Annotated in this window: 7 protein-coding genes; 4 read left to right on the top strand and 3 right to left on the bottom strand. The window is 36.5% G+C overall.

The annotated features are described in order from the left end of the window. Positions 1-141: 141 nt before the first annotated feature. The gene (locus tag LVD51_RS17805; protein WP_236972721.1) at positions 142-1,344 is read right to left on the bottom strand and encodes a hypothetical protein; all 1,203 of its coding nucleotides are present in this window, start codon (positions 1,342-1,344) and stop codon (positions 142-144) included. Continuing rightward, entirely contained in the window at positions 1,341-1,793 is a 453-nt protein-coding gene (locus tag LVD51_RS17800; RefSeq protein ID WP_236972720.1) for a TlpA family protein disulfide reductase, read from the bottom strand. The genes LVD51_RS17805 and LVD51_RS17800 overlap by 4 nt, the downstream gene beginning before the upstream one ends. Positions 1,794-1,977: 184 nt before the next feature. On the opposite strand from LVD51_RS17800, the gene LVD51_RS17795 reads away from it, so the two are divergent. The 3 genes from LVD51_RS17795 to LVD51_RS17785 all read left to right on the top strand — a co-directional run bounded on the left by LVD51_RS17795 (position 1,978) and on the right by LVD51_RS17785 (position 7,580). Next, the gene (locus LVD51_RS17795) at positions 1,978-2,394 is read left to right on the top strand and encodes a hypothetical protein (protein WP_236972719.1); all 417 of its coding nucleotides are present in this window, start codon (positions 1,978-1,980) and stop codon (positions 2,392-2,394) included. Between the two features lie 582 nt (positions 2,395-2,976). Next, the gene (locus LVD51_RS17790) at positions 2,977-6,102 is read left to right on the top strand and encodes a SusC/RagA family TonB-linked outer membrane protein (RefSeq protein WP_236972718.1); all 3,126 of its coding nucleotides are present in this window, start codon (positions 2,977-2,979) and stop codon (positions 6,100-6,102) included. Positions 6,103-6,122: 20 nt separating this feature from the next. Beyond that, entirely contained in the window at positions 6,123-7,580 is a 1,458-nt protein-coding gene (locus tag LVD51_RS17785) for a RagB/SusD family nutrient uptake outer membrane protein (protein ID WP_236972717.1), read from the top strand. A 374-nt stretch (positions 7,581-7,954) separates the two neighbouring features. Here the strand turns inward: LVD51_RS17785 and LVD51_RS17780 are convergent, their stop codons facing one another. Beyond that, positions 7,955-8,551: a hypothetical protein gene (locus tag LVD51_RS17780; protein WP_236972716.1), complete on the bottom strand. Its 597-nt coding sequence runs from the start codon at positions 8,549-8,551 to the stop codon at positions 7,955-7,957. Between the two features lie 1,059 nt (positions 8,552-9,610). On the opposite strand from LVD51_RS17780, the gene nadB reads away from it, so the two are divergent. Then, entirely contained in the window at positions 9,611-11,218 is a 1,608-nt protein-coding gene (nadB, locus tag LVD51_RS17775; RefSeq protein ID WP_236972715.1) for an L-aspartate oxidase, read from the top strand. Positions 11,219-11,243: the final 25 nt, after the last annotated feature.

Here is an 11,243-nt window from a genome sequence, read left to right as displayed (position 1 = left end):
TAGTATTTCCTTTTCGTTTTTCTTCTCTTTTTTCATAGTTTGCTAAGATAAGTAGACACACTTAATTGAACAGTCTCATCGAAATATAACCGATATTAATAAATGGATTTGGTATAACAGGAGAGTCATGTAGAATTGATATCATTTAAACTCCTCAATATTTACCATTGCGGTTTGGATAGACTTCAATTCGTTTTTGATATCTGTCCATGCAAAATATACGATTTTCCCTAACCTTTCCATTTGAGGGAATCCCGATTGTCTACTACCATTCATTTGAGAAATGGTGATAGGACTTGATTTCTCTCCGCTTTGGTATATTTTTATTGCCTTTAAATAAACCTCTTCTTCGTCCGCTTCCATCCAACTGACTAGAGCAGATTTGTCTTCTAATTGAATGCAGTCTAATCGTCCCAAGGGCATGACTTCACTTATGATGATGGGTGGGTCAAAATGTTGACCTCCATCATTGGAAAAAACCAATTTCACTTTAGGTTGATTATCTACAGCGGTATACCAAGCTACTGCTAAATCGTCGCCTATGGCATCTGCTTTAGGACCATTTACTGGGCAACCTTTTATTTCCCATCTATCAGGGTGTATAGCTTGTGGTGTGGTCCATTGATCATCGACTAGCCTGGTGATATAAATATCCCTTATGTCATCGTCTGCTTTATCGCGATACACAACGATTGGCCCTGATTGTGTGATGGCAATACTTGTCTGACAGCATGAACAGGTCTTATCGTCAATTATATCGTCCCTGATAACCCTGCCATTGAAATCAACTTCTGCAGCGCGAATATTCATTTCTGAACTAGATCCTGTGTCGACCATATGGCGACCATCTAGCCAAGTTATATAAAAAGAATGGTCTCCGTAGGGTTGGGCAGAAACAAATCCGTGTTCAGTCGGGGTTGAATCATTATGAAGTGGTTGTCCTTGTAACCATTCAGAAGCATTACCTGGTTTTAAATTCAATTCAATATCATAAGCGAACTTTTTATCTGAGGATTTTTTGAGGTTGTGGGCCATTAAATTGCCCTTATTACTTACGATCATTGGGAAATCAGCCCAATTTAAAAACCAATGACTTCCTCGATTTATCAAATCCGATTCTTGCCATACATTGTTCTCTAGAGTTGAAGTGCGCATTTCTGATGTAGTATCATTTACGATTTCCACCCAGGATAAATGAAGGGTATTGTTATTGGCAAATAGAAATGGGAGAGAACTGTCTATTGTTGTCTTAAACGGAATATTTTGGACTCCTTTTTCTGGTGTTGTACAGGCTACTATTCCTAAAATCAGTGCAACTACACTTATTTTTAACATTGAAATCATAAATGGTTAGAAGTTAAATTTTTAAATATTTGGGCATCGTCCCATTTTACGGCACCGTTTATCTCATCTACTTTTTCACCCTCGCTGTTGTAAAGAAAAGTAGTGGGTAAGACATATACATTTAATTTGTGTAGTGGGCCTGTAAATCGAAGAAAAGTGAAATCCAAATCGCTGTTTTCTGTGTATTTTTTAATCACATCCGCCGATTGATCTGAAGCCAATAGAACTATAAAGTTTTCTTGCTTTAAAGAGTCGTGCATTTCCTGTAATACAGGCATTTCTTCTAAACAAGGCCTACAAGTTGTGGCCCAAAAGTGAAGAATAATTTTCTTTCCTTTGAAATCTTCTAAAAAAACAGGATTTCCAGATAAATCTTCATACTGGTGTTCTTTAGGTGATACACATGAAATAAGTAAAAAGCAAAATAATACCTTAATGAGTAAATTCATTTTATATTCTATCTCTCAATTTTGATGTCCAAGGTAGTAAGAAGGTCTGATTTAATATGTCGTTTATTTAATTTATTTTTGATCTTTATTTTTTCAATTTTATTTAATTCTTTTTGGAATCAATAAAGGTAAGTAGTATATTCGCTGCTCAATAACAGAGGTTCTATATTGTTAACATAATATAGTGAAAAAAGAGAAATATAACATATCGATTATTAAGTCCAATTTGAAATCCGTATTCATCTTGGCCTTTGTATTGTCTATATTTTTCCAACCTTTGTCCCCATTGTTGGATTATGCGATCAATTACGAATACATTGTTCAAAACCTTTGTGTCAATCGAGATCAGCCTATATTAATGTGTAGCGGTAAATGCTACTTGAATGAAGAGCTGGCGCAGGAGACAGAGGATATGGAGCCCAAACCTTATAAGAATTCTGGGATTGTATTTGAGTGTAATTATTTTTGTGAATTGAAAGTCATTCGAAACACATATGACTACATTGAAGTAGCCATATCTAATTTTAAACAGATATTCTTTTCGAAGTCTCAATCTTTTATCAAAGATATTCTTCGACCTCCTCAAGGACTATTGCCATAGTTATTTTAATGACATTTCACAGATGAATTCCATGTCTTTTTGCTCAAAGCTTAAGTGTTTTATTTAAGTTAGGTCGTTCTATGTGCTTATCTAAATAAAATTAGTTGATATATTTAGTCGAGATATAGTGGACGAGACCGCGAAAAAAGTCTCTAATGTCTTCGTTGTTACGCCATTACTGGGTTTTGTCTATGCATTCTAGCTTTGTGCTCGAAATAGAAATTCTCTATTGATAGTATAAAAAGATAGTCAATATATAAGATTATTTAATAGGTTGCTAATTGATTCTGTTATAATATAATTGTTTTCTCCGGAATAATTAATATTTCAATAGGGTTATGATGTTTATGAGATAGTAATCCGATGTTGACATCGTTTTTTTAGAGTGAATATGCCATTGAAATTTCATCGAATTACTCCATCATGGAGATAGCATTGCATTGGCAAGGTATTGTTTAAGCCGTAATAATTTCAGAGTAAGTCTATAAAGGGTGCTGAGAAATTCAGTCAAATAGTAGGTGGATGCAGATTTTAGCATGCCACACGGGCTTTTAATACTATAATTTAAATTAAATACAACATATGAAAATTTTCAACATAGAGAAAATACTTACATTTGGTAGTACTTATAACTTTATATATATATCCATATTTTTTTTCTTGGCTATTATCCATTTAGATGCAGCTAATGAAACTCATCCCCCCATCACTGTTGCTGGCAGAGTAATCAATACAGAAGAAGAAGCTTTGATTGGGGCTACAATAATGATCAAAGGAAGTAATCGTGGAAGGGTGACAGATATCGATGGTCATTTTGCAATAGAAGTAGAATCTCATGACATCCTTGTAGTGTCTTATATCGGATATATTTCCCAAGAGATAAATGTAAATCAGGCCAGTCCATTGAAAATCATATTGGAAATGGATGCTACAGGGATTGAAGAAATCGTAGTTACAGCTTATAGTTCTTCTAATAAAAGGGATTTTACAGGATCGGCTGAAAGAATAGATAATGCCACTTTAAATCAGACTGCTTCGGCTGGCTTTGAAACTGCTTTGCAAGGGAATGTTGCTGGAGTAAATGCATTTGTCACTGGGCAGCCAGGGGGGAGTTCCAATGTTCAAATTAGAGGGATAGGTTCCATTAACGGTCTTACTCAACCTTTGTACGTTTTGGATGGGGTAGTCATTAACACCGATGTAACCTCAAGAATTGGAGGAAGTGGAGCAGTTAAATTCAATAATCCATTAGCTAATATCAATCCAGACGATATCGAAAATATTACGGTATTGAAAGATGCTGCCGCAGCTTCACTTTATGGTTCTAGAGCGGCAAATGGGGTAATAATTATTACTACGAAGAAGGGATTAAATGGTGAAACTATTTTGTCATTTAATGCTGAGTTTGGTTTAACTACCAATCTCACACAAGAAGAACTTATATCCAATCAGCAGTTTAAAGATCTGTGGCAGGAAGGGCAAATCAATCAGTATATTCAAAACGGTGAAAATGGAGAATTTAAAAGAGTATATGCTGATCCCAATCTCTATGAGAATTATCAAAAACAAGCTCTACTGGATTATCAGTCTATCTACGGACAGGTCGACTTGGAGTCGGACTGGTTAGAAGCCATATACAGAACCGGTGAGCATAAAAAATATAGTCTTTCGGCTCGAGGTGGTTCAGAAAAAACCAAGTTTTATATATCTGGTGACTACTTAAATCAAGATGGTCAAATTATTACGACAAACTTTGAGCGTTATTCTGGGAGGTTGAATCTCGAGAATCAGGCCAAGGAATGGTTGAGATTGGGAGGTAATCTGTTACTAGCTAAAACAAGTAGAAACAGTGCACAGTTTGACAGTGATTATGCTGGAGGACTTAATCCTCTATATATGGCTAGGGTTTTGCCTCCTGCTGCTGCGATTTACGATGAGGAAGGATACGAGGGAATAGCGGATTTGCCCAATGCCATAGAAAAAAATGCAAACCCCATTGGAATTCTAGAAGTCGGTAAATACCAAAACAATGAATTTAGGGTGCGGGGAGATGTATTTGCTGAAATAAGTTTGTTTAGTGATCTCAGTTTTAAAACGACCTTTGGAATAGATCAACAATCCAATGAAGAAAGCCTTTACGACAACAAAGAATTTGGAGCTGGCGGGGGTAACTGGAATGGAGTACTTTATGTGGCTCAGAGCAGTGTAAATCAATTTACCTCATCCAATTTGCTTACCTATAATAAGCGATTGGGGCATCATTCATTTGGCGCCATTCTTGGAATGGAATCCCAGCTTTCGAATATGAAGTCTATTAGAAATGCTGGTTACGATGTCTTGGATAGTGATCTCCTTTCGTCAAGTAGTATCGGGAGCCTATGGTCATGGACGGGATATTCTGAAAATTATTCTTTGTTGTCTTACTTTTCCCAGTTCAATTACAATTATCAACAAAAGTATTACGCAACAGCTAGTTTTAGAAGAGATGGTTCTTCTCGATTTGGTAAAGATTCACGTTGGGGAGATTTTTGGTCAGTATCTTTGGGGTGGATCGCTTCCGAAGAAGAATTTTTTCAGTCGAATGCGGTGGATTATTTAAAATTTAGAACAAGTTACGGAAGTAATGGCAACCTTCCTCCTCAATTTTACGCTGCATTGGCCTTCTTCAATTCGAGTGGTAATGGGTACGATGGTTCTTCTGGTCTTACCTATGGGCAATTGGCCAATCCCGATTTGTCTTGGGAATTGAGTCAAAATTTTAATTTCGGATTCGATGCCGTTATGTTTAAAAAATTCAATTTAACCGTCGAATATTTTACAAAAAAGACCGAAGATCTTCTTCTTAATATTCCGGTGTCGGCTACTACAGGTTTTAGTAATCAATTACAGAATTTCGGTGAAATGCTCAATAAAGGTTGGGAAGTTGAGATGGGATATTATCCCATTCAGAAAAGTAATTTTTCTTGGAAAACGAGGTTGAATTTAACCATGTTGTCCAATCGTGTAACCAAACTAAAGGGGGATTTGTTGCCTAGCTATAGTTCTAGTAATGGACAACATCCTCAGATTATAAAGGAGGGTGAAAGTATCAATTCATTCTACCTTAGGGACTATGCAGGAGTCAATCAGTCCAATGGATTGGCCCAGTATTACGTATTGGTCGATGGTCAACGAACGGGAGAAATAACTACTGATGCTCAAGAAGCCGGCTTTAGAATTTTCGGAAATGCATTTCAAGATGTCCAGGGAGGATTTTCTAATCAATGGAATTATAAATCCTTTAGCCTAGACCTTTTATTTACCTTTGGTTGGGGCGGGGAAGTTTACGATCGTACTGCATTTAAAAGAGATGATGATGGATTTTCTCCCCAATATACCAATACCGTAGCACAGCTTAATCCATGGAATCCCAATAACCTAGATTCAGAGATTCCAATTAGAATTAATGGCAATTCTAGTTTTTCAAACGATGTGTCTAATCGACATCTTTACAGTGCGGACTATATAAAACTTCGGAACTTAAAAATTAGTTATAGTTTGCCAGGTTTCCTTTCCTTTCAAAACAGCACTTTATATCTCCAAGGGAATAATCTTTTGTTGTTGACCGAATTGGATGATTACGATCCAGAGGCGGTTTCTTCTGGGATTAACTTTTTTCAAGCCCCTACAGCTCTTCAAATAAGACTGGGATTGCAATTGAATCTTTAAAAACCACAAATTATACCATAATGATTATTATAAAATATATAAAGACCATTCTTATTGTTTCAGGAATTATGTTGCATCAGGGATGTCATCAAGATTTCCTAACCCAAACACCAGACCATGTCATATCAGAAACTTTAGTTTTGGGTTATGTGGATAAATTGGAAGATTTATTGACAGGTTCTTACAATGAAATTTCCAGTGCCAGTTATTTAGGTAGAGTATTGTATAAGCGAGCTGCTGTCAAAGGAAGTGATTTTAGATATGTTAAAACCACGTATAATCCCCGCAGTTATGAACTTACTGAATACAAATATGAAGAAAGTAGTAATAACAACGGCAGTGCACAGGTTTTGTGGGAAAAATGCTATTCGGTCATCAGTAATCTTAATCTAATATTGGACTATATTGACGATGCTGAAGGGGATGATGCCAGACGCAGACAAATAAAGGGAGAAGCATTGGCGTTGAGAGGTATGGTTTATTTTGACCTTGCTCGTACATTTACTTATCCATGGATTCGAGAAGGAGGCAGTGACCTTGGATTACCTATTAATTTGACGTCAAAAACTATTGTCACGGAAAGAAGTAGTCTTGAAGCGACCTTTGATCAAATTATAAGTGATTTTAATGTTGCGGAGACATTGCTGTCAGCGAATTCCTGGAGCCAAGGCAGTACAAAGTATATTACACCAGCAGGGATACATGGTTTGCTCGCTAGGGTTTATCTGTATAAACAGGATTGGGATAATGCACTAAAATACTGTAAGCGTATATTGGCTGAGAGAGATGAATCATATTTGATGAATATCGATGGCTATGAATTTACTGATTTTACCAGTGAGTCTATATTTGAGTTGTATGTAACATCTGAAAATTCTTCGGGCAGCAACGGCTTAGGAGCTCAATTTGATTTTCGTCTCGGTGGACAAGGAGATGTAATTGCTACCCAGACTTTTATAGATCTACTAAATGAATATGAAGGAGATCCTAGGGCTGCACTATTGACTGAGGATAAAGAGGGAAATACAGCTGCATTTGTCAAATATATCAATCGGGGAGAGGATGCTGGTTTAAGTAATCACAATGTGTCAATCATTCGATTGTCAGAGATTTTTCTTATCGCAGCGGAGGCTTGTGCTCATGGGGCAGGTGATGGTGAGGATGAGGCTCGACAATTTCTAAATTCCATTGTAAGCAGACGAACTACTAACTTTGATGCCCACCGCGTTGAGGAAGGAGGTGATGCTTTATTGTCGCGTATTGCTAAGGAGAGAAGAAAGGAACTCGCGTTGGAGGGCCACGGAGTCTATGATTATATCCGAAGGGGGAATGATATACTTCGGCCAGAATCCGATCATGTCAATACTGGAATTAATGTAAACAATTTAAATATATCAGCTACTTCACCAGAGACCATTTATCCTATTCCCGCCAGTGAAATCGAAGCATCGGGAATGATTCAGACTGAAGGATATTAGTCCAGAATATAAAGAGGATTTAATAATATCAAACAGGGACGGTCTTTTAATTAAAAGGTAGTTCCTGTTTGTAATTTTATTGGAGGGCAAGATGTATGCATTTACTAAAAAACTGAGTGCGAAATATTTTAAAAAGCAAGGTAGTAAGTGGTTGGTAATAAATAGTTTTTATAGTTTATTCGGATTTGATATGAAGTTTAATCATTAGCTGTGATGCCAGTGTTGTAGGATAAATTGATAGAGATGACTTGATAAAAATTCATCAAGGTGTCGATTTAAATTTAGATCATAGTGGTCGCCATCTATTTGGGATTGACTTCCCGGAATCTTGACTAGCTAATTTTATTTGGTATAATTACAAGTGTGAAGCAATACTACATATTGAATCCGAATAATTGAGTTAGCCTACAATTGTCTGGAGAGCTGCCAAATCCATTGCAAGCTTTATGAAAATATTGACCATCAAAGACAACCATCCTATTGTACTTCATATCGATTTCATGGGTTGTCATCCATAAATTGGGATCGGCCGTTTCTTTTTTAATTTCCTGCAATTCATTCTTATCTAGATATTGAGCGGTCTCTATGTTTCTAGTAAGGTGACGGTAGAACGATAGGGCAATTTTACCTTTACAAAGTTCTGGCGGGCTAAGATAGCAAACTCCCGACCATCTGCCTGTAAAGTAGTGGAAGTGAATATTGTCCTCTTGACCATCGTATAAAGTGGTAAACAGTCCTACTGAGGCTCTTTGCCAAAAGTTATCGGAAATTTCAATTTGATTCCAATCCGGTTTGCCTTCAAGTTGCAAGTATTTGGCTATTTGGTACAGAGTCGGTTTGGTTTCGGGGTGTTTTTCAACCGACCTCAATCCCTTCCATTTAGTAGATACTGGTTTTTTATATTTACAATTCAGGGCGAAATCCCTTATTTGATCTGGATTTTTATAAAAATTATCAATAATCTTAAACATTTGTCTTGATTTTAGTGAGAAAATATACAGTCTATAGGACTTTAGTATCTTATAGTTTGTATTTGATACGGTCAGTATTTTCCTATTAATTACACTTTCCTTTTTTGAGTATTTATATGACACAAAAGGAAATTTTAATCTTGGTTAAGGTCAATATTTCAATTGTAGTATTTGGCTATCCAGCCTAATTTTAGTTGTTGAGGGGCAATTGATTATAGGTCTTTTCTTGAGGAAGCAGGTATTTTATAAAATCATTTGTTCTTTTTCTGGTTGACTCTTTCATATGCAAATAGTTTTAAATGTTTGTTCTTACTTCTTTTTTTAGTGGTTTTTAAGAAAATTCCCACTATTCATTAAACATATTGACAGCCTATTACAAATTGACTGTATAATAGGATTGATGAATGCTATTGCTCAGTTTTTTCAATTCGCGATGCTTCCACACAGAATCATCTGATTGTTTCTTATCATATAGTATGAAAGGGGTATTGAACTATATTCAAACTCTCTATTTTTCGAAAAAAGAATAGAGTTGTCTTCTTATAGTGTCTTTTGGTAGGTTAGCTTAAATAGATAGGGGTAAATTCGAATTACTAGTATTCTGTTAGCTAATTTAAAAATAAATATTGAATTTCAATATTTATTTCTACTTATTTGCAATAATATTTATATTTTTTTAATATAAATCCTAATCGAAAGATGATATTGTAGTTTTTAATTATATAAATAAGTTATTATATAATAGATGAATTTCTGAGATGGATAGTTATATTTCTCGATAGAAAAATTACTGAAAATAATTCAAGAAATTCTGATTTCAAATAAAGTATAGCATTAAACTAGGGTGTAAGGTTTTGATTCTCTATTATAGACTTGTTTAATTATGCCGTAGGTTGAACAGATAGACAAAGATCTATGAAGTAGCTGAAATAATTGATTCCACATCAATTGTATAAAGAGATGGTCTCAAAATACTAAGTCTTCCCAGTTTTATGTTATGATTTATTATTTTTCGTGTTAAATGTTTAACTTTCACCATTTTTCGATTAATTATCTAAAATGAAAAAGCAAGATATACTCATTATTGGTTCAGGCGTAGCCGGCATGACTTTAGCCATTAACTTAGCCGAATTGCGACCGGATCTTTCCATTACCGTATTGAACAAGACGAAGAAAGGTGAGAGCAATACCAGTTGGGCCCAAGGCGGTGTGGCTTCGGTATGGAACCACGAAGTAGATGATTTCGAAAAACACATAGCTGATACTCTGGATGCTGGCGATGGTCTGTGTGATCCCAAAATAGTGGATATAGTAGTTACGGAAGGTCCCACAAGAGTGCGTGAAATGATAGAGTGGGGGGCTCGCTTCGATAAAGATCTTTCTGGATCGGCCTATGATTTGGGGAGAGAAGGAGGTCATTCAGAAAATAGGATCTTGCACTTTAAAGATAAAACAGGATGGGAAATCCAACGTGCTATTCTTGAAAAAGGAAGTGATTATCCCAATATTACTGTTTATGAAAATGCTTTCGCTTTGGATTTGATTACTCAGCATCATCTCGGTATGGTGGTCACTAAGGCTACCCCTGACATCACTTGTTACGGAGCCTATGTGATGGAAAAAGAAAATCACGCAGATATAGAACCATACCTTGCCAAAGTAACCATATTGGCTACTGGTGGAGCGGGTCAAGTATATCGCAATACTACCAACCCTGTCGTGGCATCGGGTGATGGCATATCTATGATGTATCGAGCCAAAGGAACGGTAAAAGATATGGAATTTGTACAGTTTCATCCCACCTCATTGTTTAATCCCACAGGGGAAAAGCCCGATTTCTTAATTTCAGAAGCAGTCAGAGGCTATGGTGCAATATTGAAAACCTTGGACGGTAAATCCTTTATGGAGAAATACGATGAACGAGGATCTTTAGCACCCAGGGATATTGTGGCACGGGCCATCGATAGAGAAATGAAGATTCACGGTTGGGATTATGTTTATTTGGACTGTCGCCACCTCGATGCAGATGGATTTATGAGACATTTTCCAACGATTTATGCCAAATGCAAATCATTGGGTATAGATCCTTTGACGGATTATATACCAGTTACTCCTGCTTGTCACTACATATGTGGCGGTATTTTGGTGGACGAATACGGTCAATCTTCGATACAACAACTCTATGCATGTGGAGAGGTTACTTGCACTGGTTTACATGGTGCCAATCGATTGGCTTCCAATAGCTTATTAGAGGGTATGGTTTTTGGACAGCGAATTGCTCATCATATCAATGGCCGAATCGATGACTATAAGATTTTAGATTCTATCAGAGAATGGGATGCTCATGGGACAACAGAACCTGAGGAAATGGTTTTGATCACCCAAAGTATAAAGGAGTTAAAGGAAATAATGAGTAGTTATGTGGGAATAGTGCGGACTGATGTTCGATTGGAGCGAGCCCTACATCGCTTGACTACTTTGCACGAAGAAGTAGAACAGTTGTACAAAACCACGACGCCTTCCCCGCAATTGGGTGAATTGAGAAATCTAATTACTATTGGCTATTTAATTACCAAATCGGCTGCCTATAGAAAGGAAAGTAGAGGATTGCACTACAATACCGATTATCCCAATAAGCTCCCTTATTTGGATCATGTGTTTCTATAAATTCACTTGGTATTAACCCCTACTG

The sequence above is a fragment of the Membranihabitans marinus genome, assembly GCF_021729155.1.
Classification (GTDB): Bacteria; Bacteroidota; Bacteroidia; order Chitinophagales; family Saprospiraceae; genus Membranihabitans; species Membranihabitans marinus.
The sequence above is the reverse complement of the archived record's forward strand: the minus strand, read 5'-3'. Positions and strand labels throughout refer to the sequence as shown.